Below are 25,541 nucleotides of genomic sequence, written 5' to 3' on the forward strand. Positions count from 1 at the left end.
GCGGTATTCGCGGATAGTCTGTGACACGGCATCTCGCGTGGGGAGTGATGGATGCTTCTTCGAGTCCGCCTGGCGCTGCCCGACAAGCCGGGTTCGCTCGCGCAGATCACCACGGTCCTGGGCTCCGCGGGGGCGGACATCACCCAGGTGACGGTTCTCGACAGGGGCGCGGGCATGGCCGTCGACGACCTGACCCTCTTCTGTCCCGAGGACATCTCCAAGCCGGAGCTCCGTGAGAGCCTGGAGTCGGTCGCGGACGTGACGGTCGAGGGCGTCTGGACCACCCGCGAGGCCCCGGGCACCTATCCCGAGCTGGAGATCCTGAAGTACATCACCACGGCGGGCGACCGGGCGCTGACCACGCTCGTCGACTCGCTGCCGGTGCTGTTCAGCGCCGACTGGGCGGCGACGGCCACCGAGCGCGGCGTCGTCTACGCGAGCTGGCGCGCCCCGCAGGAGATCACGCTCCCGGAGCTCATCCCGGCCCGTCCCACGGCGGTCACGCTCGACGGCGGCCCGCACCTCATCCACGCGCCGCTGCCGCCGCTGGCCCTGACGCTGATGCTGGCCCGCTCCGAGGGCCCGGCGTTCCATCGCACCGAGGTCCACCGCCTCACGCGCATCCTGGAGATCTTCCTCAGCCTGCCGGCGACCGAGCGCAGCGTCGCCCGTCAGCTCCGCAAGAGCTGACGGGTGAGCATCCGCTCGGAAAACCCGCTAGAGTTGGGCGGGCAACGCGGAAGTGGCTCAGTGGTAGAGCATCACCTTGCCAAGGTGAGGGTCGCGGGTTCGAATCCCGTCTTCCGCTCGGAGTTCTACTCTCCTGGTGGAGTGGCCGAGAGGCGAGGCAGCGGCCTGCAAAGCCGTCCACACGGGTTCAAATCCCGTCTCCACCTCCAAGGACGATTAGCTCAGCGGGAGAGCGCTTCCCTGACACGGAAGAGGTCACTGGTTCAATCCCAGTATCGTCCACCATCATGTTCATGCCCGGTCATGCGGGCTCCCGGGAGCGGGATCGTCGCCGCGAGCGACCAGACCTCCGATGTTTCGGACCTCTCAGTGAGGCGCACGGCGGTGTCAGCGCGCGGTGGAGGGGGATTGTTGCATGCATGCGACCCAACACAGTGGAGATCAAGTTAACGGTTGACGGCCCCCGGGTCCGGGCGGCCATGCGCGCGTTCGGGCTGGAGCCGGACGACGGGCAGGATCTGAAGATCTACTTCTGCGAGGACACCGCCGACGGGCTCGCCCCCGGCACCCCGCTGCTCGACGCCGGCGTGGTGCTGCGGGTGCGCGACACCGGCAACCGCAAGAGCGACTCCACCATCAAGCTGCGCCCCTGCCGGCGCTCGCAGCTCAACGACTACTGGCTCGGCGCGACCGACGGCGACGGATGGGAGTTCAAGCTGGAGGCCGACTGGTCCGGGCCGCGCAAGGTGCTCACCGCCTCGTGCACCGCGCGCCGGTCGCCGGAACGAATCGAGGCCGTCTACACGGGCAACCGGTCGATCAAGGGGCTGTTCACCGACAAGCAGGAACGCTTCCTCAGGACGTGCGCGGGCCTGCACGTCAACCTGCGCACCCTGCGGCTGCTGCCACCGGTCGAGGCTACCCGCTGGGGGCCGCTGGAGCTCGACGCGTCCGGCCGCAAGCTCACCGCGCTGGCCGAGCGGTGGGTGGTCGGCGACGAGCTCGACTTCCTGGAGCTGTCGCTGCGCGTCTCCCCGGAGAGCGCCGTCGCCGCGCAGGCGTCGCTGGAGGAGCTGGTCCGGGGCCACGGCGTCGAGATCAGCTCGGGTGAGGAGTCGAAGACCCGCCGCGTCCTGCGCCACCTGGTGGCGGCCGTCGCCTGACCAGCCGCACCGGGCCGCCCCAGGCTGCACTAGGCCACACCGGGCCTCACCCGGCCACACCCGGCCGCATCGGGCCACACCGGGCCTCACCCGGCGACACCCGGCCACACCCGGGCGCACCGGGCCGCACCCGGCCCACCCGGCCACACCCGGCCACACCCAGCCGCCGTCGGTGGGCGGGTCCGATGATGGCGGCGGCGTCACCGCCGAGGCGGGCGGGGCGCGCGTTCTTTCTGACTCGAGGCATGGACGGCTGTGATCCTTTGGGTTAGTTTGCGCGGCATGAGGCTTCGTTTCGCGATCAGCGCCCTGTCGGCCGCCGCCTGCGTGCTCGCCGCCGCGCCCGCGCCCGTCCACGCCGTGGTCCCGTCCGCAGGTGGGGAAGCGCCGGGCGGGGAAGCGCCGGGCTGGGAGCTGCCGGGCTGGGAGCTGAAGGAGACCGGCGTGACCGCGCGGCTGCGCGGCCTCGCGCCGGTGAGCCGGGACGTGGTGTGGGCCTCCGGCTCGGAAGGCACCGTGCTGCGCACCGTCGACGGCGGCCGGAGCTGGGAGAACGTGTCACCGCCCGGCACCGGCGCGCTGCAGTTCCGGGACGTGGAGGCGTTCGACGCGCACCGGGCCGTGGTGCTGTCGATCGGCGCGGGCGCCGACTCGCGGATCTACCGGACCGAGGACGGCGGCCGTACCTGGACCGAGACGTTCAGGAACGACGAGCCGCAGGCGTTCTACGACTGCGTGACGTTCTTCGACCGGCGGCGCGGGCTGGCGATGAGCGACCCGGTCGACGGCCGGTTCCGCATCCTGGCGACCGAGGACGGCGGGCGGAGCTGGCAGGTGCTGCCCGCCGACGGGATGCCGCCGGCGCTGCCGGGCGAGGCGGGGTTCGCGGCGAGCGGGCAGTGCCTGGTGACGGCCGGCGGCCGGGACGTGTGGCTGGCCGCCGGCGGGGCCGAGCGGGCGCGCGTCTTCCACTCGCGCGACCGGGGCCGCACCTGGACCGTGGCGGACACGCCGATCCCGGCGGGCGACCCGGCGCGCGGCGTGTTCGCGCTGGCCTTCCGCGACCCCCGCCACGGGCTCGCGGTGGGCGGCGACTACCGTCCGGGCGAGCCCTCGCCCAGCGCGGGCGCGGTGACGCGGGACGGCGGGCGCACCTGGCGGACCGCCTCGACGCCGCCGCCCGCCTACAGGTCGGGGGTGACGTGGCTGCCCCACCTGCCGTTCGCGGCCGTCGCGGTCGGGCCCACCGGCAGCGACATCACCTACACCGGCGGGCGGACGTGGCGGACGTTCGACACCGGCTCGTACGACACGGTGTCGTGCACCCGCGACCTGTCGTGCTGGGCCGCCGGGGAGCAGGGCCGGGTCGCCCGGCTCAAACTCGGCCACCGTTAGCCCCGGTCGGTCAACGGCCGCTCGGCGCAGCCAGCCGGCCGGTCAGCGGACGCCGCGCGGGCGGAACTGGACGCTGATCCGCGGCCCGGTCGCGCGGGTGGTCTTGGGCACGGCGTGCTCCCAGGTGCGCTGGCAGCTGCCGCCCATGACGACGAGGTCGCCGTGGCCGAGGTCGTGGCGCAGGGAGGGGCCGCCGCCGCGCGGGCGCAGCATCAGCGGCCGCGGGCTGCCGACCGAGAGGATCGCCACCATCGTGTCCTCGGTCGCGCCCCGGCCGATCGTGTCGCCGTGCCAGGCCACGCTGTCGCGCCCGTCGCGGTAGAAGCACAGGCCGGCGGTGCGGAACGGGTCGGCCGCGTAGTGCTCGTCGAGCGCCCGCATGGCGTCGGCGAGCACCGGGTCGGGCAGCGTCTCGCCCTCCTCGTAGAACTTCAGCAGCCGGGGCACGTCGACCACCCGGTCGTACATCCGGCGCCGCTCGGCCCGCCACGGCACCCGCTCGGCCAGCCGCTCGAACAGCAGGTCGGCCCCCGACAGCCAGCCGGGACGCACGTCGAGCCACGCGCCGCGGCCGAGATCGGTGCGGCGGACCGTCGAGCCGAGCGGGCCGAGCCCGAGCTCCTCGTCCATGCCGAGCAGAGATGCCTGGAATACCGCGCTCATGGCGTCGAGTGTACGTTATTGTTCAAACAAAGATTCGACTGCGTGTCGTGCCCGGCATCGCGGGCCGGGGCGTGCGAGGCTCGGATTCGGCGTCGCCGTGGAGACGGGGCCACCCATGCACACCGCGTGAAGGAGCACGTCATGCTCACCACCCAGTTCCTGCCGGGCACCCCGTGCTGGATCGACTACGGCAGCCCCGCCCTCGAGGCCACGGCCGCCTTCTACACCGGCCTGTTCGGCTGGCGGTTCGAGTCGTTCGGACCCGACATGGAGTACGGCGTGTGCCGGGCCGACGGCAAGACCGTCGCCGCGATCGGCACGCTGACCGACGAGGGCGACTCGCCCGCCTGGATGCTCTACTTCGCCACCACCGACTGCGACGCCGCCGTCAAGGCCGTCGAGCAGGCGGGCGGCACGGTCCGGTCCGGGCCCGGCGACATCGGCGGGCAGGGCCGCTTCGCCCAGCTCACCGACCCGTCCGGGGCGGAGTTCGCGCTGTGGGAGCCGGGCGGCCTGCGCGGGCTCGACCTGGTCACCGACCCCGGCTCGCTCGGCTGGGTGGAGCTCTACACGCCCGACGTCGAGGGCATGCGCGGCTTCTACCGGACGGTGTTCGGCTGGCGGTTCGAGGACATGCCGATGGGCGACTACACCTACCCGGTGGCCTCGCCGGCCGAGGGCGACCAGGCCGACACGGCGATGGCCGGCCTCGTCGAGCTGCGTGACGGCGGCCGGCCGCACTGGCTGCTCTACTTCGAGGTGCCCGACTGCGACGCGACCGTCGCCCGGTGTCAGGAGCTGGGCGGCACCGTGGCGGAGGCGGCGACGGACATCGAGGGCGTGGGCCGGATGGCCTTCCTGACCGATCCGCACGGCGCCCGGTTCGCGGTCATCACCAGCGCGGCGGCCTGACGGGGTCAACCGCCACAGCTGGCTAGGGCGATGGAATCCCCCGCGCCCCTTTTAGCGGTCCCCGGCCCGGGGCGGGGGGCTCGTCACAGCACGGGCTCGGACGTGTCGGCGGGCTCGGGCGTGTCGGCGGGGTCGGGCAGCGGCTCCGGCTCCGGCTCGTCACCGACCTCCAGTCCGTTGGGGGCGATCTTGACCTCCCCGGAGCCGTGCAGGTTCCAGGTGTAGTCGCCGTTGCCGTCGTTGTTGATGTTGTAGACGACCTTGCCGTCGCCGGTCCAGCCGTACTGGGCGCTGCTGGTCACGTACCGGGAGGTGCACGAGCCGAAGCCGTCGGGGTTGTCGTTGAGTGTCTGCTTGAACTCGCACCACCCTGAGGTGATGACCGTGTCGTCGCGTTCGAGGCGCACCTGGACGGCGAACTTGTCGAAGCTCTCCCCGTAGACCGGTTCGGCCTGGTCCCACCTGAGCTCGATGCGGGCCCGCCGGGTGTTGCCGTCCTTGTAGACGCACGAGCGCGCCCACACGGTCATGTCCGGCTTGCCGGGGAGGTTGAAGCTCTTCTCGTTCCACGAGGCATGGCAGTTCCAGCTCGCGGCCTGGGCCGGGGGCGCCGTGAGGGCGGTGCCGCCGGCCAGCGCCACGGCGGCCATCGCGATCGTGGCGATCCTGCTGATCGAGGACATGTTCTGCTCTCCTGAAAGACGGGGGTCAGACGGAGATCAGGTTGCCGGACGGCCCCCCGGCACGTCGTTGGCCACGACTGCACAGTTCCTGTGCCCAGCCTCTACGGCAGCGGGCGCCGCCCGGCGAAGCCCAGGTCGGTGCGGTGGTACCAGCGCAGTTCCGGCTCGCCCTCGATCCAGCACAGCCGTACCGAGACGCCGTCGAGCTCGGCGGGGAAGTCGAGCAGGACGGGCGCGATGCCCTTGACCTCCAGCCCGCGCCCGGTCCAGGTGCTGACGATCTCCTCGATGCGGGCCTCGACGGCCTTGAGCTCGGGCACGCCGCCGAGGGGTGAGGAGCCGGTCGTCCGGCGGTCGAAGGCGATCTCGGCCAGGTCGGCGCGGGCGGCGACCAGGGTGGCGGCCTCGCGCAGGATGGCCGGCATCAGGGCCCGGGCCTCGCCGGGGGTGAAGGTCCGTTCGCCGCCGTGCGCCCTGCCGGGCTCGCTGCCGTACGCGCCGCCGTACTCGCTGCCGTGTTCCATGCCGGAACGCTATCGGCTGGGCTCGTAGGCGTGGACGAGGAGCTGTTCGGCGTCGTCGAGGTAGGCGTCGAGGCAGGCGGCGGCGCGGTCCGGCTCACCGGCCTCGATGAGGCCGAGCAGCTCGCGGTTGCGCGCCACGAACGGCTCGTGGAAGGCGCGGGGGTTCTCCATGACATGGAAGACGAGGCGCAGCTCGGCCAGCAGTTGCCGCATGGCCTCGTCCAGCCTGGGGCTGTCGTTGAGGGTCACCAGGGCCTGGTGGAAGCGGATGTTGGCGGTGCCGACCGCGTGCCAGTCACCGGTGGCGGCGGCCCGTTCGGCGTCGGCGACCGCCTCGCGGATGACGGCGAGCGCCCGGGCGGTCGGCTCGCGCCGCACGGCGGCCCCTTCGAGCACCCGGCGCACCCGGTAGAGGTCGGCCACGTCGTCGGCCGACAGGACGCGCACGAACACCCCGCGGTTGAGCCGGTGCTCCAGCAGCCGCTCGTGACCGAGCAGCCGGAACGCCTCGCGCAGCGTGTTGCGCGACACCTCCAGCCGCTCGCAGATCGTCTCCTCCGACAGCCGGTCGCCGGGCTTGAACATGCCCTCGATGATGCGGTCGCGCAGGATGTCGGCGACGCGCTCGGCGGTGCTGCTGCGCCCGAGGCGGGACCGGTCCCGTACGAGATCCACGAGAGCTTCGTCCACAGGCAACAGGAAATCATCAAACAAACCTCTTGTCGAATCGTTCAACGATTCTTAGGTTGATACCAACCCCCTGACGAAGGAGCGATGCTGATGTCAAGCTCCACGCAACAGACCCGGCGGGTGATCCTCGCCAGCCTGATCGGCACGTCGCTGGAGTGGTACGACTTCTTCCTCTACACCACGGCCGCGACGCTGGTCTTCGGCAAGCTGTTCTTCCCGACGTTCGACCCGCTCAGCGCGACCCTGCTGGCGCTCACCACCAACGCGGTCGCGTTCGTGGCCAGGCCGCTGGGCGGCATCGTGTTCGGCCACTTCGGCGACCGGGCCGGCCGCAAGACCGTGCTGGTCGTCACGCTGCTGCTGATGGGGGCCGCCACGTTCCTCATCGGCGTGCTGCCGGGCTACGACAGCATCGGCGTGCTCGCGCCCGTCATGCTGGCCCTGCTCCGCTTCGTCCAGGGCCTCGGGCTGGGCGGCGAGTGGGGCGGCGCGGTGCTCATGTCGCTGGAGCACGGCGACCCCCGCCGCCGCGGCTTCAACGCGAGCTGGCCGCAGGTGGGCGTGCCCGCCGGCTACGTGCTGGCCACCGGCACGCTGGCCGTACTGTCGTTCACCCTGCCGGACGCCGCGTTCCTGTCGTGGGGCTGGCGGGTGCCGTTCCTGCTGTCGGGGGTGCTGGTCCTCGTCGGCCTGTGGGTGCGACTGAGGGTGACCGAGTCGCCGCTGTTCGAGCGGGTCGAGCAGCAGGGCGCCAAGGCGCGGATGCCGCTGGTCGAGGTGCTGCGCACGCACCCGCGCGCGCTGCTGTCGGCCTTCACCGCGCGCATCGGCGTGGACGTCGCCTTCTACACCTTCACCGCCTACATCCTCGTCCACCTGACCGGCCCGCTCGGGTTGGACCGGTCGGTCGGGCTCAACGCGGTCCTCATCGGCTCGGCGCTGCAGCTCGCGCTGATCCCGCTGTTCGGCGCCCTGTCCGACCGCTACGGCAGGCGCCCGGTCTACCTGGCGGGCGTGATCGGCGCCGCGGTGTGGGTGTTCGCGTTCTTCCCGCTGCTGGAGACGCGCTCGTTCCCGCTGATCGCGCTGGCGGCGGTCGTGGCGCTGATCACGCACGCGGCCATGTACGGCCCGCAGGCCGCCTTCATCGCCGAGCTGTTCAGCACCCGGCTGCGCTACAGCGGCGCCTCGATGGGCTACCAGGTGGCCGGGATCGTCGGCGGCGCGCTCGCCCCGATCATCGCGATCAAGCTGTTCGACGCGTTCGGCACCACGCTGGCGGTGTCGCTGTACGTGGTGGCCGCGCTCGCCGTCACCGCCGTGGGCCTGGCCATCGCGCCGGAGACCCGCGACCTCGACCTGGCCACCGACCCCGGCACGCAGCCGCAGCGCGCCTGACCCCCGCTCCCCCGGTCCGCCGCGGGAGCCGCGGGCGGCGGCTGCCACCGCCGTCCGCGCGGCGGTCCCGGGCTCGCCGTCGGGCCGGCCCGCCAGGCCACGGGGGCCGGGCCGGTCCGTCGATGTGATCTCTATCACAGGGCGGGCGTTGTAACGGAATCGCCGCCGATTCCCGGAACGCCGGACACGGTTTACGCATAAACTGCGCGCCTGTGAGCCTCCCTGTACGTGCACGGTCCCCCAGGCCGGGCGGCGGCCGCCACCGCCGTCCCGTCCCCACGTCCCTGCCCCCGGACGCGCCCGTCCTCGTGCTCGCGGCGCCGGGCGGCACCTCAGGCGTGCCGGCCGAGATCGCCGCCGTCGTGCGGGTCGACAACCCCCAGATCGAGGTACGGCTCACCGCCGTGGACGAGCTGGCCGCCTCGCTGCCGGCCGACCGCGACTCCGTCGTCGTCCCCCTGCTGACGTGGGACGACCCGGTCGTGCTCACCGAGATCTCCGAGTCCGTGGCCAAGAGCGGCGCCCCCGCCGTGATGACCGAGGCGCTCGGCCCCCACCCGCTGCTGGCCGAGGCGCTGCACATCCGGCTGGCCGAGCGCGGCCTGGCCAGGGCCGACCGCGTCCGCCTGCTCAACGTCTCCAGCCCGGTCGACGGCGTCATCCTCGGCACCGTCGGCGGCGAGCGGGCCGTGCACGCCGTGCAGGCCACGGCGGTGCTGCTGGCCTCCCGGCTCACGCTGCCGGTCGTCGCCGCCTCCCTCGACAGCGACCCCGGCGTGCCCGTGGCCGCCGAGCGGCTGCGCGCCGCCGGCGCCGAGCGGCTGGCCATCGCGCCCTGCCTGATCGGCCACGAGGCGCCCGCCGGCCTCGTCGAGCGGGCCGCCGCGTCGGTCGACGCCGGTCACGCCGAGCCGCTCGGCTCGCACGGCGCCATCGCCGAGCTGGTCGCGCGCGCCTACGGCAGTCAGCTCGCCACCTGACGTACTTGTCGGACCCGGCGTCCTTGTGAAGATCGGCCCGCCCGCGTTACCTTCTCCGCATGCGCCGGGTGGTGTGCAAGGGCGGGCGGCTGTGGCTCGGTGAGGTCACCGAAGCCGACGTCGCCGCGCTGCACGCCGTCTACGGCGACCCGGGCGCGACCCAGCACATGCCGTTCGCGCCGCTGTCGCTGCCGCAGGTGGCCGGCCTCGTCGACGAGGCGGTGCGGGCGGCGGCGGCCGAGCCGCGCAGGCTCTACGTGCTGGCGGTGCTCGAACCCGGCGAGCCGGAGGCCATCGGCGTGGCGCGGCTGCGCGTCGACGCCGAGCATCCGCACAGCGCCGAGATCGGCCTCGGGCTGCGCCCCGACCACTGGGGCCGCGGCATGGGCACCGACCTGGTGCGGCTGCTGCTGAAGTTCGGCTTCAAGCAGCTCGGCCTGCACCGCATCTGGGGCGCCCGCTCCCCCGCCAACCTGCCCGCGCAGCTCGCGATGCTCACGGCCGGGATGGTCGAGGAGGGCGTCCTGCGCCACCACGTGTCCACGCCGTGGGGCTGGCGCGACTCGGTCATCCACGCCGCCCTGGAGGACGAGTGGACCGACCGCTGAGCGGGCTCACCGCACCAGCCTGAAGAACGCGCGCACGTCGTCCACCAGCAGGTCGGGCGCCTCCATCGCGGCGAAGTGGCCGCCCCTGCCGAACTCCGACCAGTGCACGACGTGGTGCTCGCGCTCGGCGAAGCGCCGAATGCCGGGGTCGCCGGGGAAGACGGCCACGCCGTGCGGGATCGGCGACGGCTCCGGCCGGCCGAACCAGGAGGCGGCGCTCTCCTTGTAGAGCCGGGCGGAGGAGGCGGCGGTGCCGGTCAGCCAGTAGAGGCTGATGTTGGTGAGCAGCTGGTCGCGGTCGACGGCGTCCTCGGGCAGCTCGCGGGCCGGGTCGGTCCACTCCTTGAACTTCTCGGCGATCCAGGCGAGCTGCCCGGCCGGGGAGTCGTGCAGGCCGAAGGCGAGCGTCTGCGGCCGGGTGGCCTGCATGATCGCGTATCCGCGGCCGTCCTCGTCCGCGTACAGGCTCATCCTGGACAGCTCGGCCTCCGTGAGGCCCTCCAGCTCGGCGGGGTCGCCGGTGGGATGGCCGAGGCCGCCGTTGACGTGCACGCCCACGACGCGGTCCGGGTCGAGCCTGCCGACCATCGGGGAGATCGTCGCGCCGGTGTCGCCGCCCTGCGTGCCGTAGCGGTCGTAGCCGAGGCGGCTCATCAGCTCCTTCCAGGCGCGCGCGACCCTGGCCACGTCCCAGCCGCGCTCGCGGGTGGGGCCCGAGAAGCCGAAGCCGGGGATGGACGGGGCCACCAGGTGGAAGGCGTCGGCGGGGTCGCCGCCGTGCGCGCGCGGGTCGGTGAGCGGGCCGATGACCTTCATGAACTCGACGACCGACCCCGGCCAGCCGTGCGTGATCAGCAGCGGCAGCGCGTCCGGCTCCGGCGAGCGCACGTGCAGGAAGTGCACGTCCTGCCCGTCGATCTCGGTGACGAACTGCGGGTGGGCGTTCAGCGCCGCCTCGTGCTCGCGCCAGTCGTAGCGGGTGCGCCAGTGCTCGGCCAGCCTCCTGGCGTACGCGACCGGCACGCCGTACGACCAGCCGGAGCCGTCGAGCTCGTCGGGCCAGCGGGTGCGGGCGAGGCGTTCACGCAGGTCGTCGAGGTCGGCCTGCGGGATGTCGATGCGGAAGGGCTTCATGACCACCACGCTAGGACCGGCCTAGGACAGGTAGGGTCCTAGGATGCTGGAGACGTCGGCGCGGCTGCTCAAACTGCTGTCCCTGCTGCAGACCCACCGGGAGTGGTCAGGGACGGAGCTGGCCGGGCGGCTCGGCGTCACCGCGCGCACGGTGCGGCGCGACGTGGAGCGGCTGCGCGAGCTCGGCTACCAGGTGCACGCCACCGCCGGGGCGCCCGGCTACCGGCTGGGCGCGGGCGGCGACCTGCCGCCGCTGCTGCTCGACGACGAGGAGGCCGTCGCCGTGGCGGTCGGGCTGCGCACCGCCGCCCAGGGCAGCGTGGCGGGCATCGAGGAGACGTCGCTGCGCGCCCTGGCCAAGCTGGAGCGGGTGCTGCCGTCGCGGCTGCGGCGCCGGGTCAACGCCGTGCAGTCGATGACCGTGCCGATGACGGGGCGGGCGCCCGCGGTCGATCCGGACGCGCTGGCGGCGATCGCGGCGGCCTGCCGCGACCACGAGAGCCTGCGGTTCGACTATTGCGGCGCGGGCGGCGCCGTGACCACGCGCGTCGTGGAGCCGCACCGGCTGGTGGCCACCGGGCGGCGCTGGTACCTGGTCGCCTTCGACCCCGGCCGTGACGACTGGCGGCTGTTCCGGGTGGACCGGGTGCGGCTGCGGACGCCGAACGGGCCGAGGTTCACCCCGCGCCGCCCGCCCGACACCGATCTGGCGGGCTACGCCTCCCGCCGGATCGCCGAGGCGCCGTACCGCTTCCGGGGCCGGTTCACCGTGCACGCCCCCGCCGCGGCGGTCGCCGAGCGGCTCTCCCCGTCCGCCGCCGCCGTCGAACCGCTCAGCCCGGCCTCCTGCCTGCTGACCGCGGGCGGCGACTCGCTGGACGAGATGGCGTCCTGGCTGGTGTCGCTGGGCGTGCCGTTCGAGGTCCACGAGCCGCCGGAGCTGGCCGATCACCTGCGCGTGCTGGCGGCGCGGCTGGCCGGCGCGGCGGGCGGCCAGTGAGCCGGCCGGAAATTGTCGGTGGCGGCCCCTACGATGAGGCTCCTCACAGGAGGGATGGCCCATGCTCGACACGCTGATCGTGCCGCTGTTCGTCACCACCGACCTGCCGCCGGACGCCGACCTGGCCGGGTTCGGCCGGCTGCTCGCCGAGTCCGCGCGCACGCTGGGCGGCGAGGGCGCGGGCTATGACGCCGTCCTGTCGGGCAAGGTGTTCTGGCTCGACCGGCCCGTGGCGCCCGGCCAGCATCCCCCGGCGGTGTCGGAATCACGCTTCGCCGGCCTGCTTGGCCACGTGACGGTGCCCGGCGCGGGCCACACCTCGCGCCAGGTGGTCGCCGACGTCCGCCGCGCCGTCGGCGCGGCCGTGACCGGCCACTACGGTGACGTGGGCGTCCTGCCGGCGGTCTTCGCCATCCGCGACAGCGACGTGCGCGAGCGCACCCCCGACGACGCCCTCCCCGTCGACCCCCTCCCCGTCGACGCGTTGCTCACCGCGCACCGCTGACCGGCCCGCGTCCCCGCTTCCCGCCCTGGCGCGTCGCGGCTCAGGCGGCCAGGCCCATCAGCACGTACGCGGCCCACAGGTCCGGCCTGGTGGCGCCGTGCCTGTCGCGTGCCTCCAGGGTCACCTCGCGCAGCGCCTGCGCCCGCCCGGCGCCGTCGCGGATCCTCGCGTGCAGCCGCCGCGTCACCGCCCGCCTGACCTCCCCGCCGACCGGCCACATCGGCGCCACCGCGGCCCCGGCCCCCGCGCGCAGCAGCGCCTGCCCCAGCACCGCCGCGCCGCCGCTCTCGCACGAGCCCAGCACGACCAGCCCGGCCCCGATCCGCATCCCGGCGATCCGCCGCGCGGTCAGCAGCCCGTCGCCCAGCCTGACGCCCGACCCGAACGGGTCCTCCCCGTCGTAGGAGCCGTGGCAGGCCAGGTGGATCCGGTCCCAGTCGCCTTCCAGCAGCGCGGCCGTGGCATCCGGCCCGGTGTGCGCGCCCTGGCCGCCGTCGCGCGCGATCTCCGCGGCCTCGTTCTCGTACGCGACCCGCGCCACCGCGTCCTGCGCGTAGCCGACCACCAGCGAACCCCGCCCCCGCGCCGCCTGCCGCCGGGCGAGGCCGCCCAGCATGGCCAGCGACGGCGCGTAGGCCACCGGGCAGCGTTCGAGCAGCAGCCGGCCGCCGGGGGCCAGCGCGTGCAGCGGCAGCCGGTCCAGCTCCCCGTACGGGACGAGGTAGAGCATGTCCAGGTCGTCGCCGAGCGCGTCGAGGGCGTCGCCCAGGAGCAGGTCGCCGAGCAGCGCCCAGTCGTCGCCCCACCGGCCCTCGCCGCCTGCCGCCGCGAGCAGTTCCGTTCCCACCCGGGTGCCGAACGCCCTCGGCTGCGCCCACCCGGTCCGGTGCGCGAGCACCAGCACCCGGCCGCCGCTCAGGTAGAACCCCAGCACCCCGGTCACCCCCGCGCCCCTGCGCGCCCCGGCTGCTTCGGCCGCCCCGGTTGCCCTGATTGCCCCGGTTGCTTCGGCTGTCCCGAGCACCCCGGCCATCGCCTCCACGGCCTCGGCCACGACGCCCTCGTCGCGCCACCCCGGGCCTGGCCCGTCGGCCCGGCCCACGGGGCCGAGCTGGACGGCCAGGAGCCTGGCCTTCGCCCGCTCGGCGTGCGCCCACGCGGTCCGGCCCCGCCCCAGCCGCACGGCCAGCTCGACGGCCCTGTCACGCAGCGCCCCGGCGGCGCCGTCGCCGGCGCGTTCGGACAGCTCACCGGCCGCCTCGGCGTCCGCCAGCGCCGCCGCCAGGTCACCGAGCCGTTCCGAGGCGACCGCCCTGTCCTGGTACGCGCGGCCCAGCGCCTCCTCCTGCCCGGTGCCGCGCAGCAGCGCGATGGCCTCCGAGGCGCGCTGCCGCGCCCGCGCGTGCTCCCCGGCCCGCACGTCGAGCGCGGCCAGCCTGCCGAGCGCCAGCCCCTCCCCGGCCGCGAACCCGATCCGCCGCGCCAGCCCCAGCGCCTCCTCCAGCCCCGCCACAGCCTCCGGCCCACCCGCCCCGAGCCCGTACCCCTGGGCTTGCAAGGTCGCCTGCCGGATCAACCCCAGCACCACGGCCCGCCGCCGCCCCCGGGCCCGGTCGACCTCCACCGCCCGCGCGCCGAACGACCGCGCCCGCGCCGTCTCCCCCAGCTCCCGGTACGCCTCCGCGAGGCCGTCGCAGGCCGCCCCGACGAGCCTGTCATCGCCTGCCGCCTCGCCCAGCACCAGGGCCTCCAGGCAGCCCGTGACCGCCTCCCCCGGCTCGCCCTGCACCAGCCGCAGCCGGGACCGCGCCACCAGCAGCTCGGCCCTGGGCACCCGCCACGCCGGCCCGCCCGTCAGCGCCAGCCCTTCGGCCAGCACCACTCCGGCCTCCGCGAGCCGCCGCGCCTCGACCAGCGCCGCCCCCAGCACGGCCAGCACCCGCACCAGCCGCACCGGCAACGCCGCCCCCGCCGAGCCGGCTGTGCTTGCCGTGCCTGCCGCTGGGGTCGCCCGGACGGGCTCGCGGGCGAGCTGGGCGGCCTTGGTCAGGTGGTCGACCGCCTTGGCGGCCCGCCCCTGTGCCAGCGCCGCCGCGCCGAGGTTGCGCAGATGCTCCACCAGACGGGAGTCACCCAGCTCGCACCCCTGGGCGGCGTAGTCGTGCGCCACCGCGGGCTCCTCCGCCTCCAACGCCAGCTCGGCCAGCTTCGCCAGCAGCCGCGAGCGGCGTCCCGGGTCGTCGTTCACCTGGAGCGCCTGCCGGGCCGGCGCGAGCACCCCGGCCAGGTCTGCCGCCGCTTCGGCCTCCTCGATGCGCAGCCACTCGGCCGGCGCCTCCGCCGGGTCCCCTTCCCGCCGCAGCCCCGCGAGCGCCCGTGCCAGCGCCGCCCTCCCGCGCGCCCGCTCCCCGAGCGCCAGCTGCAGCTCCGCCACCCGGACCAGCACCGCCGCCTCGACCTGCCCCGCCATCAGCCAGTACGGCGCCTCTGCCCCCGCCGGCCCATCGCCTGAACACGCCGTGCCCTCCGTCGGGGCGCGATGGCCGTACGACGGCTCGGCCGGCTGGGGGGCCGGGTCGTCGGCCAGGGCCGCCAGCCCTTCCTCCAGGGCGGAACGGGCACGCACCAGCGCCCCGCGCGCCTCCAGCGCGAACCCGAGCCGTACCGCAGCGAAGGCGCCGGGACGGCCCGTGTGACGCAGCCCCGCCGCCGCCCGTTCGAGCGCCTCGATCTCCCCGTCCGCGTCACCGGTACGCGCGGCCAGCACCGCCAGGCGGTCCTGGACGATCGCCTCGCGCACCGGGTCACCCGCTGCCATCCCCAGGGCCGATTCCAGCAGCTCCCCCGCCGCGACCGCCCACGCGCCCCGGGCCCCGGCACTGTCCGAAGCCTTGGCCGCCAGCCCCCGCCGCACCTCGGCGAGCCACCCGTCACCGGCTCCCCCGCGGTCCTCGAAGGCGGCGCCCGGCTCGTTCCCGAACCCGGCTGCCAGTTCCGCCGCTGCTCGCGACGGCCGGCCTGCCTCCGCCTGGGGGCGGGAAGGCGTGCCGGGCGATGCCGAGGCCGGGTGAAGCGCCAGGTCGGCCTGCGCCAGCGTGGCGGAGAACAGCGCCTCCAGGTCCCCCTCGGAGGCGGCCAGCTCGAAGGCGCGGGCGAGTTCCGTACGGGCGTCGTCCGGCCGGTTCAGGTCGCCGAGGCAGGCGCCGCGCAGGGTGCGGGCGGCGGCCTCGCGGGACCGGGCGCCGAGGCGGGCGTAGGCGTCGGCGGCCGTGGCGAGGTCCTGGGCGGCCTGGTCCGGGTCGCCCTCGGCGTAGGCGAGGGTGCCGAGCTGGTGGCGGACGGCGGCGAGGCCGTCCTGGTGACCGATCGCGTTGTACGCGCGTTCGGCCCGTTCGAAGGCCTGCCGGGCGGCGGGCAGGTCGCCGCGGGCGCGGCGGCGGCGGGCGATCCGGTACCACTCGTCGGCGGGATCGCGCCGGTTCCCCCGGCGGCGGACGATCTCGACGATGGCCGTCTCGCACGCGGCGGCGTGGCCGGCGTGGCCGAGGGCGTGGAGGAGCCGCGCGTGGGCGTCGAGCGCCTGGCAGGCGTCGTCCCAGGAGCCGTGCGTCTCCAGCTCGGCGGCGCAGGTGGTGATCACCTCGGCGGCGGCGGGCAGATGGCCGAGCTCGGCGCCGCACCGGGCGCTGACGATGAGGACGCGGGCGGCGCGTACGCTCTCGCCGAGCGCCAGGTACAGCTCGCGGGCGCGGCTCGAACGCTCCAGCGCGGCCTCCGGGTCGCCCGCGGCCAGGTGCGCGGCGGCGGCCTGTTCCTGCTGGGACGCCTCCGCCTCGGCCAGGCCCGCCTGGCGGCAGAGGTCGGCGGCACGCAGGTGCAGGGCGGCGGCGCGGGCCGGATCGTTCCCGCCGCTCGCCGCCGCGCCCATCCGGCCGGTCTCCGCCGCCTCCGCGTGCGCGTCGCCCAGGTCGCGGTACGTGATCGCGGCCTGTTCGTACGAGCGCAGCGCCGCCTCCCACTCGCCCAGCTCCTCGTGGCAGCGGCCGATCAGGGAACGCGCCCGCGCGGCGCCGGCCGGGGCGCCCGCGTCGGTGAAGGCCCGTTCGGCACCTACGAGCAGTTCGGCGGCGATGCGATGCCTGCCCCGGTCCGCGAACAGGCCGGCGATGCCGAGCAGCCGGGTCGCCAGGGCGTCCGGTTCTTCGGCGGGGGCCGGGCCGGGTCGTCCGGCGAGGGGCAGGAGGGCGCGGGTCAGGTCGTCGTCGACGTCCAGCGCGAGCCGCGCGGCGGCCTCCGCCGGCTCCGGCCCGGCCGTGGCCAGGGGCGACGGGTGCTCGGGCAGGCGGGCGAGGGTGCGGGCCAGGTGAGCGTGCAGGGCGGGGTCGAGGGCGGTGGCGGGCACGGTCAGGGCCTCGGCCAGGTCGGCGGGGTCGCCCAGCACGTCGAACCGCAGCAGCAGCGCCTCGGCCAGCGGGGCCGGGACGGCGGGCTGGTCGGGCAGCGTCTTGGCGGCCGTCTCGGCGGCCTGGCGGGCGGCCTGCACGGCGTCGTCGAGGTCCTGGCGTCCCTGGCCGGCCAGGGCGCGGCGGCGCAGCATGAGGGACAGCAGCGCGTACGCCTCCGCCGGCTCCTCGCCGGCGTCGATCACCTGCCGTAAGGCGGTCACCGCCTCGTCGGCGGCGGGCAGGCCGGGGTCGAGCCGGAGCGCCCGGGCGAGCAGCAGGAGCGCCCGGGGCCGCATCGGGTCGGCGCCGGAACACGCCGCCACGGCTTCCCGCGCCGCCGTGATCGCCTCGTCCGCCCGGGCGTCCCGCTGCCCTCCCACGACCCCGATGGCGTCCTGACCGTGAGGCGGCCCCTCCGGAGTGGCGCCCCCACCGTACGGACGTGCCGCCCGTTCAGGGGCCGCCCCACGAGAACCCACGTCGCCCCGCCCTCCAGCGGCGGCCGCGCCATCCGGGGTGCCGGTCTGCCGCCCAGAAGCGGGTGCGCCGCCGGGGCCCGTCGCCGTAGTGGCGTCCTCGCCGAGGAGGCCGCTCGGTCCCCTGAGGGCGGGTTCAGGGGTGGCGTGGTGGGTGAGGGCGTTGGCGAGGTTGGCGAGGAGGCGGGGACGGTCGGGGTGGCCGGGGTAGGCGCGGGTGGCCGCGTGGCGCAGGGCGTGCAGGGCGGTGTCCAGGTCGGCGGGGTGGCCGGTGGCGCGGTAGCGGCGCCAGCGGCGGCCGGCGAGGAGGTCGAGCCGGGCGATGGGGTCGCGGCCGAGCTCGGCGGGGATGTCGCCGGGCGGTTCGCCGAGGGCGGCGAGCATTTCGCGGGCGGCCTCCAGGGAGCGTTCGTCGCCGGTGACGGCGTACCACTCGACGAGCCCGGAGGCGTACGCGGCGAGGACGCGGGGGTGGGCGGCGCGGGGCTCGTGCCAGAAGTCGAGGGCCGCCTGCCCGGTGCGGATGAACGCGAGCAGGTCGGCGTCGTGCGCGGACTGGGCGGCGCGCCGCCCGGCGAGCTCCAGGAGGGCGAGGAGCGCCTGGGAGCGTTCCGGGCCGTCGGGCCGCCAGGCGGCGGTGAGGTGGGCGCGGGTGAGCTCGTCGTCGCCGGGCATGGCGCGGCCGAGGGCGGCGGCGAGGGCCCCGAAGTGGCGGGGGTCGCCGAGGGCGGCGCGGAAGAGGACGTGGACGGCGTCGTCGAGCGCCTCGGGCCGGCCGGTCGCACGGTGCAGGCGGGTGAGGCCGTCGCCGAGGAGGGCGAGGGCGCGGGACGCCCAGGCGCCGTCGGCCTCCTGGAGGAGGACCTGGGCGAGCCGGTCGCACACCTCGGGGGTCGGTTCGGCGAGGGCGCGGCGGACGAGGGTGTGCAGGAGGAGGGCGACGTGGGGGTGGGCGCCGGGGTCGACGTGGCGGAAGAGCTCTTCGACCAGTTTGGCCCAGGTCTCGGGGGTGTCGGCGGCGCCGGGGCCGCGCAGCCGTTCGGGCAGGCCACGCGGGTCGACGACGGCCACGGCGGCGAAGAACACGCCGGCCACGGCGGCTTCGGCGCCCTCTCCGGGGTCGAGGCGGTAGCGGGCCAGGTGGAGCATGCCGATGAGCCGCCAGGTGACGGCGTCGGCGGGGCCGCCGTCGCAGGCGAGCATGGCCTGTTCGGCTTCGGCGAGCGCCGTCTCGTCCCGCACCGGCCCGGGGTCGGCGTCCCGGTCGAACGCCGCGATGCGGGAGGCGAGAGCCCAGGCCGGATCGTTCATGAAGGCAACACTCTCACTGGTGCGCGCCGGCGTACAGGACCGCCCCTGCCGGGGGGCGCCGGTAGGTAAGCGCTTACAGTTCTGGTGTGTGCCACGGGACTTCCACTGTCGTACAGGCCCAGGTGAGAAGCCTGTCCGGGGGGTAGGCATGCAGGCATGCTCTACGGCAAGGAACACGTCCGGCGCTACCGTGAGACCGACGGCGCCGAGGGACACGACTGGAACGGCACGACGGTGCTGCTGCTGACCACCAAGGGCCGCACGTCGGGCGACCCGTACACGACGCCGCTGATCTACCAGCGGCACGGCGACGACCTCGTGCTCGTCGCCTCGAAGGGCGGCGACCCGGACCATCCCGACTGGTACAAGAACCTGCTGGCCGAGCCTGAGGTGGAGGCGCAGGTCAAGGGTGACCGGTTCAAGGCCCGCGCCCGTACCGCCACCCCTGAGGAGCGGCCGGAGCTGTGGCGGCTGATGGCCGCCGCGTGGCCCGACTACGACGAGTACACGAAGAAGACCGACCGGGAGATCCCCATCGTGGTGCTGGAGCGCACCCGCTGACCGGGGGTCAGAAGGTCACCAGCGGGTCGCCGAGGAAGTCGGCGATGAAGTTGACGAAGAAGAACCCGAAGAAGACGACGTTGAGCCCGAGCACGGCGTAGTGCCACGGGCGGGGCCGGGCGGGCCTGGGCAGCTTGCTGTTGAGGTACATGAGGAAGAACGGGTAGATGAGCGCGCCCAGGTTCGACATGTTGGCCGACCACTCCACCAGCGCGACGGGCAGGCTGAGGTGGATGACGACGGAGATCACCACCAGCAGGACGATCATGAACGGGTAGTAGAACCGGCGCGGGTCGCCCTCCACCAGCCGGCGCAGGCGCGGGCTGGTGGCGTGGGCGGCGTCGGTGGTCACCCGGACCATGGCCTCGAAGATGCCGAGCTGGGTGGAGAACAGCACGAGCACGCCGAGGACGAGCGCGACGGCGAACATGGCCCCGCCGTACTCGTCGCCGAGCGCGACGGCCACGAACGTGGGCACGTCGGCCCTGGTGGGCCGCTCGCCGGAGAGCGCGACGGCCTGGGACATGAGGATCGTGGGCAGCAGCATGCCGAGGATGGCGCCGACGAAGAACACGCCCCACATGTCGACCATGAGCAGCCGGTACCAGCGCCGCCACAGTCCCCGGTTGCGTTCGTCGTCGGGGAAGGTGACGCCGCTGGCCAGGATCTCGCGCCGGTCGCCGCGCAGCCCGGAGATGAACCCGGTGCGGTGGCCCATGCCGTAGCCCTTGTCCCGGTAGTGCCCCATGACGTACCAGTTGAGGCCGGAGGCCAGCGCGGTGAAGCCGGCCAGCGCGCCGAGCTGGGTGGCGGTGATGCCGGCGGGCGGGGCGGCGGGGGTGACGAAGCCGCGGATGCCCTCCCACCACAGCTCCCACGGCACCACGAGCAGGTCGATGGCCAGCAGCGCGAGCAGGATGACCGACACGAGCAGCCAGTTGGCCAGCTCCAGCGCCCGGCTGATCCGGCGGGCCAGCGCGGTGATCAGGAAGACGACCACGAGCAGCGCGATGGCCCACAGCCGGGGTTCCTCGGCCCCGGCAGGCGGGATGCGGCCGTGGACGAGCGCGTACACGCCCTGTCCCGCCGAGGCGGCCCAGCCGCCGGCGATGAAGGAGAACAGGACGATCAGCACCGACAGCGGCACCCACAGCCGCCGGCCGGGCGGCACGCGCCCCCAGGCGACGACCGGCGCCTCGCCGGTGGCGACGACGTAGCGGGAGCATTCGACGTTGTAGAACGTCTGGAGCAGCGCCGAGACGAGGATCACCCAGCCGACGCCGACGAAGCCGTACTGGCCGACGCTGAGCGGGCCGAGCAGCCATTCGCCGCTGCCGATCGAGATGCCGAGGGCGATCAGGCTGGGCCCGACCGCGTACTTGAACAGTTGCGCCGGGCCGATCCGGGAGACCTTGAAGACCTCCTCCGGCGTGGGCAGGTCGGTGACGCCGAGATCCGGGCGGCTGACTCCGAGTGGGTGCGCCATGTCCTCGCCTCCTGCCCCCAGCGTGAGCCGGGGCAGGAGGGTCGGCAAGGCCCAATCAGCGCGTGAGCGAGTCGTACAGGGCGAGGGTGCGGCGGGCGACGGTGGCCCAGGAGAAGTGCTCGACGGCGCGGGCGCGACCGGCCCGGCCGAGGGCGGCGGCGCGGGCGGGGTCGGCGAGCAGGGCGTTGACGCGCGCGGCCAGGTCGCCGGCGAAGCGTTCCGGGTCGTGCGGGGTGCCGTCGGGGCCCTGGTCGATCGGGACGAGCAGGCCGGTCTCGCCGTCGGCGACGACCTCGGGGATGCCGCCGGTGGCGGTGGCGACCACGGCGGTCTCGCAGGCCATCGCCTCCAGGTTGACGATGCCCATCGGCTCGTAGACCGACGGGCACACGAACACGGCCGCGTGGGTGAGGAGCTGGATGACCTCGGGCTTGGGCAGCATCTCGGAGATCCAGAACACGCCCTCGCGGTCCAGCCCGCGCACCAGCGCGGTGACCTCGGCCTCGATCTCGGGCGTGTCGGGCGCGCCCGCGCACAGCACGAGCTGCGCGCCGGGGTCGAGGGCGCGCGCCGCGTGCAGGAGGTGGACGAGCCCCTTCTGACGGGTGATCCGGCCCACGAAGATCACGTACGGCCGGTCGGGGTCTATTCCATACTTTTTCAGGACATCCTGGTCGGTGTCCGGGGCGTACTCGGCGGTGTCGATGCCGTTGTGGATCACCGTGACCTTGGCCGGGTCGATCCCCGGATAGGCCGACAGCACGTCGCGGCGCATGCCCTCCGACACCGCGATCACCGCGTCGGCCGCCGCCAGCGCGGTGCGCTCGGCCCACGACGAGATCGCGTAGCCGCCGCCGAGCTGCTCGGCCTTCCACGGCCGCAGCGGTTCGAGGCTGTGCGTGGTGACCACGTGCGGCACGCCGTGGAGCAGCTTCGCGACATGCCCGGCAAAGTTGGCGTACCAGGTATGCGAATGGACCACGTCCGCGCCCGCGCAGGCGGCGGCCATCTCCAGGTCCACCCCGAGCACCTGGAGGGCCGCGTTCGCCGCCCCCAGCCCGGCGGGCGTACGGTATGCCGACACGCCCGGCTCGTCCCGGTCCGCGCCGAAGCAGCGGACCCGCACGTCGGCCAGCTCGCGCAGCTCCCTGGCCAGATACTCCAGGTGCACGCCGGCCCCGCCGTAGACCTCCGGTGGGTACTCCCTGCTCAGCAGATCAACACGCATGACACGACCATACGAGGAAGTGCCTCCCCGCGACACGGCGACAAGCCCGACATGCGGAACGACCGCCCGCCGCGTGGCGTACATAACCCGAGAGAACGGGACACGACGGGAGGGAGCCGGACGCGCATTCGTCGATAGATCGGCCGATTGAGGGTAGCGTCCAGGACATGAGGTCCCGGAGGGTGCTTGCGGTCGTGCTGGCAGGTGGAGAGGGAAAGAGGCTCATGCCTCTCACGGCGGATCGGGCGAAACCGGCGGTGCCGTTCGGCGGGATGTACCGGCTCATCGACTTCGTGCTGTCCAACCTCGCCAACGGCGGCTATCTGAAGATCGTCGTACTGACCCAGTACAAGAACCACAGCCTCGACCGCCACGTCTCGCGCACCTGGCGGCTGTCGGCCATGCTCGGAAACTACGTGACGCCGGTGCCCGCGCAGCAGCGGCTGGGCCCGCGCTGGTTCTCCGGCTCGGCCGACGCGCTCTTCCAGAACCTGAACCTGATCTACGACGAGATGCCCGAGCACGTGATCGTGTTCGGCGCCGACCACATCTACCGCATGGATCCGCGGCAGATGGTCGACCAGCACGAGGACTCCGGTGCCGACGTGACCGTGGCCGCCATCCGGCAGCCGCTGTCGCTGGCCGACCAGTTCGGCGTGATCGAGACCGACCCGGAGGGCCGGCGCATCGTGGCGTTCCGGGAGAAGCCCAAGGACGCCGTCGGGCTGGCCGACTCGCCCGACGAGGTCTACGCCTCGATGGGCAACTACGTGTTCAAGACGCAGGCGATGATCGACGCGCTGCGCGAGGACGCCCTCGACCCCACGAGCAAGCACGACCTGGGCGGCAACATCATCCCGATGATGGTCAAGTCCGGCGGGGCCGACGTGTACGACTTCGCCAACAACGTGGTGCCCGGTTCGAGCGAGCGCGACCGGGGCTACTGGCGCGACGTGGGCACGCTCGACGCCTACTACGAGGCGCACATGGACCTGATCGCCGCGCATCCGGTCTTCAACCTCTACAACGACAAGTGGCCCATCCACACCGGGCACGACCCGCTGCCGCCCGCCAAGTTCGTGCACAACGACGGCGACCGCGTCGGCCGGGCCATCGACTCGCTGGTCTCGCCCGGCGTGATCGTCTCCGGCGGCACCGCCTACCGCTCGATCCTGTCGCCCAAGGTCGTGCTGCACTCCCACTCGCTGGTGGAGGACTCGGTGCTGATGGAGAACGTCAAGGTGGGGCGCGGCGCGATCGTGCGCAAGGCCATCATCGACAAGAACGTCGTCATCCCCGACGGCGCCCGCATCGGCTTCGACCTGGACTACGACCGCACCCGGTTCGCGCTGACCCGCGGCGGCGTCGTGGTCATCGGCAAGAACGAGATCGTCGACCGGTGAGCCGTAGAGTGTGGGGGTGCAGCCTGATCTCCGCCAACCGCTGATCCGCGACCTGAGCGAGTCCGACCTGCCCCGCCGGCACTGGCGGGGCGACGACGAGGACGGCGGCGTGTGGCTGTTCGAGAGCGTCGAGGGCGACGGCGAGCAGTGGGCGATCCGGCAGATCGAGATCCGCGCCGGGCGTCAGGTGCACCGCTACTGGTGGCGGCACCTGCAGGACGAGCACGGCTTCCTGACCGATCAGGCGCTGGAGATCTGGGAGCTGACCGAGATCAGCGCGCCGGCGTTCGAGGCCGTGTGGGAGGCGGGCGGCTGACGGGTGCCGGACGGGGGCGGACATGGCGAGGCCCCGGGCTCGGCGGGCGAGCTCCGGGACCGTGGTGACGCCGGTCAGTCGGCCAGCGTGTAGAGCCAGCCGCTGCGGTGGTAGTCGCTGCCCCACCAGCCGTGGTGGTCGTCGCAGTCGGTCTCGTCGTACGTGCCGGACGAGACGGTGTTGTCGTCGTGGATCTTCTGCCAGGTGGCGCTCTTCCCGTCGCAGCCCGGCCATTTGTCGGCGGCGGCCGGGCTCGCGAGGGTCGCGGTCAGGGCGGCCGCGGCGAGGACGGCGCCGCCGGCGGCGGCAAGGATGGCTTTCATGATATTCCCCCCGTGATCACGAAGTGTCATCGCTGCATCACTATACGGAGCCATCCGCCGGGCGGGGGAACGCCACGCGGGCCGCGCTCAGCGCGGGCAGGGGCGGCCCGCCTCCCGGGCGAGCGAGGCGGTGGCGATCGCGGCGTCGAGCCGGTCACGGGTGCCGGTCAGGTCGCGGATCTGCCGGTCGATGCGATCGCGCTCGGCGGCGAGCCGGTCGAGCAGCCCCTCGCTGACCTCCTCCGACTCGATGCACGGCAGCAGCTCCACGATCGTCCGGCTGGACAGCCCGGCGGCGTAGAGCTCCTGGATGAGGCGGACGCGCTCCACGGCGGCGGGCGGGTAGTGGCGCTGGCCGGAGGCGCTGCGCGCGGCGGCGAGCAGGCTCTGCTCCTCGTAGTAGCGCAGCGCCCGCACGCTCACGCCGGTCGCGGCGGCCAGCTCCCCGATGCGCATGCCCGCTCCCCTCCGGCTTGCCTCTGACGTCAACGTCAGGTTTTAGCGTAGCCCCGACCGACGACATCGGAGGCACATCATGAAGATCACGGGTTCCGTCGCCCTCGTCACCGGGGCCGGCCGGGGCATCGGGCGGCACTTCGCCCGGCAGCTGCTGGAGCGGGGAGCGGCCAAGGTGTACGCGGCCGTACGCGATCCGCGCACCGCCGGCGTCCCCGGGGCGGAGGTGCTGCGCGTCGACGTCACCGACCCCGGCACGATCGCGGCGGCGGCGCGGGCCGCCGGCGACGTCACCTTCCTCGTCAACAACGCGGGCGTCTCCACCGGCCACGACCTGGTGGGCGGCGACCCGGAGCGGGTGCGGCTGGAGATGGAGACGAACTTCTTCGGCCCGCTGGCCATGATCCGGGCCTTCGCGCCGGTGCTGGCCGCCAACGGGGGCGGCGCGGTGCTCAACGTGCTGTCGGCGCTGTCGTGGGTGTCCTACCCCGGGTCGGGCGCGTACGCCGCGTCGAAGGCCGCCGCGTGGAGCCTGACCAACGGCGCCCGGCTGGAGCTCGCCGGGCAGGGCACCCAGGTGACGGGGCTGCTCATGGCGAGCACCGACACCGACATGATGGCCGGCTACGACGTGCCCAAGAACGACCCGGCCGACGTCGTGCGGGCCGCGCTGGACGGCGTCGAGGCCGGACGGGCGGAGGTCGTCGCCGACGACGGCACCGCCCGGATCAAGGCCGCCCTGTCGGCCGACCCCGCCGCCCTCTACCCGGGAGTGCTGTGAACCCGGTGCTGTTGAACCCGGTGCAGTTGAACCCGGTGCCGCTCCAGGGATTCGAACCCCGAACCTCCGCCTCCTGAGGGCGGCGCCTCTGCCAGTTGGGCCAGAGCGGCGTGGGCCCCGGACGGGCCGGCGGGAGGCCCGGCCCGGGGCATGAGCTCGGTCCGCCCGGGGGCCGCCAGCCCCGCCGCGCAGGCCTTGCTCGCGGCGCCTTTCCCTTCAGGGCCGCTGGATCCTGGTGACGCGCATGAAAAAGCCGCCTCGGGGTCGAGCCCGGGCGGCCGTCCTGGTGTCCTCGTCAGGTCACCCGGAGGCCGGAGGCGTCAGTGCCAGGGATGTCACCGCTCGCCTCCTTCTCGTATGTCGTTCCGGACAGCTTCAAGGTATCCCGGAGATCGTGCGGGACGCCACCG

At 74.2% G+C, this 25,541-nt stretch carries 23 protein-coding genes and 4 tRNA genes; 16 read left to right on the forward strand and 11 right to left on the reverse strand.

The features are described from left to right. Positions 1-51 precede the first annotated feature (51 nt). From ACBI99_RS30470 to ACBI99_RS30495, 6 genes are all read left to right on the forward strand, one after another. Positions 52-690, forward strand: a complete 639-nt coding sequence (locus ACBI99_RS30470) for an ACT domain-containing protein (protein WP_357587621.1) — start codon at positions 52-54, stop codon at positions 688-690. 46 nt (positions 691-736) lie between these two features. Continuing rightward, a tRNA-Gly gene (locus tag ACBI99_RS30475) sits at positions 737-808 on the forward strand. A 17-nt stretch (positions 809-825) separates the two neighbouring features. Beyond that, a tRNA-Cys gene (locus ACBI99_RS30480) sits at positions 826-899 on the forward strand. 1 nt (position 900) lies between these two features. After that, positions 901-975, forward strand: a tRNA-Val gene (locus ACBI99_RS30485). 134 nt (positions 976-1,109) lie between these two features. Then, complete coding sequence (locus ACBI99_RS30490) at positions 1,110-1,853, forward strand: hypothetical protein (RefSeq protein ID WP_357587623.1); 744 nt, start codon at positions 1,110-1,112, stop codon at positions 1,851-1,853. A gap of 282 nt (positions 1,854-2,135) precedes the next feature. After that, positions 2,136-3,248: a WD40/YVTN/BNR-like repeat-containing protein gene (locus ACBI99_RS30495; RefSeq protein ID WP_375074076.1), complete on the forward strand. Its 1,113-nt coding sequence runs from the start codon at positions 2,136-2,138 to the stop codon at positions 3,246-3,248. Between the two features lie 42 nt (positions 3,249-3,290). Here the strand turns inward: ACBI99_RS30495 and ACBI99_RS30500 are convergent, their stop codons facing one another. Continuing rightward, on the reverse strand, positions 3,291-3,911 hold the full coding sequence (locus ACBI99_RS30500) for an alpha-ketoglutarate-dependent dioxygenase AlkB (protein ID WP_375074077.1): 621 nt from the start codon (positions 3,909-3,911) through the stop codon (positions 3,291-3,293). A 141-nt stretch (positions 3,912-4,052) separates the two neighbouring features. Here ACBI99_RS30500 and ACBI99_RS30505 point away from each other — a divergent pair, with 141 nt between their 5' ends. Then, on the forward strand, positions 4,053-4,823 hold the full coding sequence (locus tag ACBI99_RS30505; RefSeq protein WP_357587627.1) for a VOC family protein: 771 nt from the start codon (positions 4,053-4,055) through the stop codon (positions 4,821-4,823). An 83-nt stretch (positions 4,824-4,906) separates the two neighbouring features. On the opposite strand, the gene ACBI99_RS30510 is transcribed toward ACBI99_RS30505, so the two are convergent. The 3 genes from ACBI99_RS30510 to ACBI99_RS30520 all read right to left on the reverse strand — a co-directional run bounded on the left by ACBI99_RS30510 (position 4,907) and on the right by ACBI99_RS30520 (position 6,720). Then, a complete protein-coding gene (locus tag ACBI99_RS30510; protein ID WP_375074078.1) occupies positions 4,907-5,506 on the reverse strand; it encodes a hypothetical protein in 600 nt (199 codons plus the stop codon). A 101-nt stretch (positions 5,507-5,607) separates the two neighbouring features. Further along, positions 5,608-6,030, reverse strand: coding sequence for a DUF2203 domain-containing protein (locus ACBI99_RS30515; RefSeq protein ID WP_219509767.1), 423 nt, complete (start codon positions 6,028-6,030; stop codon positions 5,608-5,610). Between the two features lie 9 nt (positions 6,031-6,039). Next, positions 6,040-6,720: a GntR family transcriptional regulator gene (locus tag ACBI99_RS30520; protein WP_375074079.1), complete on the reverse strand. Its 681-nt coding sequence runs from the start codon at positions 6,718-6,720 to the stop codon at positions 6,040-6,042. Between the two features lie 90 nt (positions 6,721-6,810). On the opposite strand from ACBI99_RS30520, the gene ACBI99_RS30525 reads away from it, so the two are divergent. The 3 genes from ACBI99_RS30525 to ACBI99_RS30535 all read left to right on the forward strand — a co-directional run bounded on the left by ACBI99_RS30525 (position 6,811) and on the right by ACBI99_RS30535 (position 9,706). After that, positions 6,811-8,118 carry an MFS transporter gene (locus ACBI99_RS30525; RefSeq protein WP_375074080.1) on the forward strand — a complete coding sequence of 436 codons (1,308 nt, stop codon included), beginning with the start codon at positions 6,811-6,813 and terminating at the stop codon, positions 8,116-8,118. A 212-nt stretch (positions 8,119-8,330) separates the two neighbouring features. Further along, complete coding sequence (locus tag ACBI99_RS30530) at positions 8,331-9,098, forward strand: hypothetical protein (RefSeq protein ID WP_308125981.1); 768 nt, start codon at positions 8,331-8,333, stop codon at positions 9,096-9,098. A 59-nt stretch (positions 9,099-9,157) separates the two neighbouring features. Then, positions 9,158-9,706, forward strand: coding sequence for a GNAT family protein (locus ACBI99_RS30535; RefSeq protein ID WP_357587633.1), 549 nt, complete (start codon positions 9,158-9,160; stop codon positions 9,704-9,706). A 6-nt stretch (positions 9,707-9,712) separates the two neighbouring features. Here the strand turns inward: ACBI99_RS30535 and ACBI99_RS30540 are convergent, their stop codons facing one another. Then, positions 9,713-10,840 carry an epoxide hydrolase family protein gene (locus ACBI99_RS30540; protein ID WP_375074081.1) on the reverse strand — a complete coding sequence of 376 codons (1,128 nt, stop codon included), beginning with the start codon at positions 10,838-10,840 and terminating at the stop codon, positions 9,713-9,715. A 43-nt stretch (positions 10,841-10,883) separates the two neighbouring features. Between ACBI99_RS30540 and ACBI99_RS30545 the strand changes: the two genes are divergently transcribed. Beyond that, complete coding sequence (locus ACBI99_RS30545; protein WP_375074082.1) at positions 10,884-11,840, forward strand: helix-turn-helix transcriptional regulator; 957 nt, start codon at positions 10,884-10,886, stop codon at positions 11,838-11,840. A gap of 61 nt (positions 11,841-11,901) precedes the next feature. Further along, positions 11,902-12,345 carry a hypothetical protein gene (locus ACBI99_RS30550; RefSeq protein ID WP_375074083.1) on the forward strand — a complete coding sequence of 148 codons (444 nt, stop codon included), beginning with the start codon at positions 11,902-11,904 and terminating at the stop codon, positions 12,343-12,345. A 40-nt stretch (positions 12,346-12,385) separates the two neighbouring features. Here the strand turns inward: ACBI99_RS30550 and ACBI99_RS30555 are convergent, their stop codons facing one another. Continuing rightward, positions 12,386-18,577, reverse strand: a complete 6,192-nt coding sequence (locus ACBI99_RS30555; protein ID WP_375074084.1) for a CHAT domain-containing protein — start codon at positions 18,575-18,577, stop codon at positions 12,386-12,388. Between the two features lie 156 nt (positions 18,578-18,733). Between ACBI99_RS30555 and ACBI99_RS30560 the strand changes: the two genes are divergently transcribed. Beyond that, the gene (locus ACBI99_RS30560; RefSeq protein ID WP_219509759.1) at positions 18,734-19,138 is read left to right on the forward strand and encodes a nitroreductase family deazaflavin-dependent oxidoreductase; all 405 of its coding nucleotides are present in this window, start codon (positions 18,734-18,736) and stop codon (positions 19,136-19,138) included. 7 nt (positions 19,139-19,145) lie between these two features. Here ACBI99_RS30560 and ACBI99_RS30565 read toward each other — a convergent pair whose 3' ends face one another. Further along, complete coding sequence (locus ACBI99_RS30565) at positions 19,146-20,624, reverse strand: Nramp family divalent metal transporter (RefSeq protein ID WP_357587642.1); 1,479 nt, start codon at positions 20,622-20,624, stop codon at positions 19,146-19,148. A gap of 55 nt (positions 20,625-20,679) precedes the next feature. Next, on the reverse strand, positions 20,680-21,852 hold the full coding sequence (glgA, locus tag ACBI99_RS30570) for a glycogen synthase (RefSeq protein ID WP_375074085.1): 1,173 nt from the start codon (positions 21,850-21,852) through the stop codon (positions 20,680-20,682). A gap of 167 nt (positions 21,853-22,019) precedes the next feature. Between glgA and glgC the strand changes: the two genes are divergently transcribed. Beyond that, complete coding sequence (glgC, locus tag ACBI99_RS30575) at positions 22,020-23,255, forward strand: glucose-1-phosphate adenylyltransferase (RefSeq protein WP_219509755.1); 1,236 nt, start codon at positions 22,020-22,022, stop codon at positions 23,253-23,255. A gap of 16 nt (positions 23,256-23,271) precedes the next feature. Continuing rightward, entirely contained in the window at positions 23,272-23,571 is a 300-nt protein-coding gene (locus ACBI99_RS30580; RefSeq protein WP_357587644.1) for a hypothetical protein, read from the forward strand. 74 nt (positions 23,572-23,645) lie between these two features. Here ACBI99_RS30580 and ACBI99_RS30585 read toward each other — a convergent pair whose 3' ends face one another. After that, positions 23,646-23,894 (reverse strand): hypothetical protein, encoded by a 249-nt coding sequence (locus tag ACBI99_RS30585; RefSeq protein WP_219509753.1) that lies wholly within the window; start codon positions 23,892-23,894, stop codon positions 23,646-23,648. An 87-nt stretch (positions 23,895-23,981) separates the two neighbouring features. Beyond that, positions 23,982-24,350: a MerR family transcriptional regulator gene (locus tag ACBI99_RS30590; RefSeq protein ID WP_357587646.1), complete on the reverse strand. Its 369-nt coding sequence runs from the start codon at positions 24,348-24,350 to the stop codon at positions 23,982-23,984. A gap of 79 nt (positions 24,351-24,429) precedes the next feature. Here ACBI99_RS30590 and ACBI99_RS30595 point away from each other — a divergent pair, with 79 nt between their 5' ends. Further along, positions 24,430-25,131: an SDR family oxidoreductase gene (locus ACBI99_RS30595; RefSeq protein WP_375074086.1), complete on the forward strand. Its 702-nt coding sequence runs from the start codon at positions 24,430-24,432 to the stop codon at positions 25,129-25,131. A gap of 36 nt (positions 25,132-25,167) precedes the next feature. On the opposite strand, the gene ACBI99_RS30600 is transcribed toward ACBI99_RS30595, so the two are convergent. Continuing rightward, positions 25,168-25,241, reverse strand: a tRNA-Leu gene (locus ACBI99_RS30600). Positions 25,242-25,541 lie beyond the last annotated feature (300 nt).

The sequence above is a fragment of the Nonomuraea sp. ATR24 genome (assembly GCF_041950485.1).
Taxonomy (GTDB): domain Bacteria; phylum Actinomycetota; class Actinomycetes; order Streptosporangiales; family Streptosporangiaceae; genus Nonomuraea; species Nonomuraea ceibae.